1 protein-coding gene is annotated in these 410 nt (G+C 58.8%); it reads right to left on the bottom strand.

Annotation, left to right across the window (positions count from 1 at the left end):
• Window positions 1–267, bottom strand: a 267-nt coding sequence (locus EOC93_RS33740) for a hypothetical protein (protein WP_206532313.1), incomplete at its 3' end; no start/stop codon positions are given.
• Between the last annotated feature and the right edge of the window lie 143 nt (window positions 268–410).

Raw genomic sequence — 410 nt, 5'->3', positions numbered from 1 at the left:
CTTCAAAATCTCCGACGGCCGGTCGAGCGCATACAGACCATCCAGAAGGTCTGCGGCCTCCGACCATCTGTTGTCGTCGGCATAGGCATCAGACAGTGCGAATCGATCCAGTGGCGACAAATCGGTGCGGCTGCCGAAGGCGGCAAGGCGCATTCTTGCCTTTTCAAGCTCGACCGTGTCGCCTAGACGTCGCGCGATTTCAGCAACGCGGCTCTCGAACGAAATGTTCACGGTAAACTGCTTGCGGAATTCGTCGGCGAGCGGCATGGCCTCCGAGGGCGAGCCCGACTGGAATTTCTGCAGTACAAGCATTTCTGCTGCGCTGGCTTTGCTGTCGTCGGTTGTGGCGAGTTCCAGTGCGCGCTTGGCAAACCCTTCAACGCTCGGCCAGCCTCTTACTGACAAAGCGA

The organism is Mesorhizobium sp. M6A.T.Ce.TU.002.03.1.1, assembly GCF_003997275.1.
GTDB classification, from domain to species: Bacteria; Pseudomonadota; Alphaproteobacteria; order Rhizobiales; family Rhizobiaceae; genus Mesorhizobium; species Mesorhizobium mediterraneum.
The sequence above is the reverse complement of the archived record's forward strand: the minus strand, read 5'-3'. Positions and strand labels throughout refer to the sequence as shown.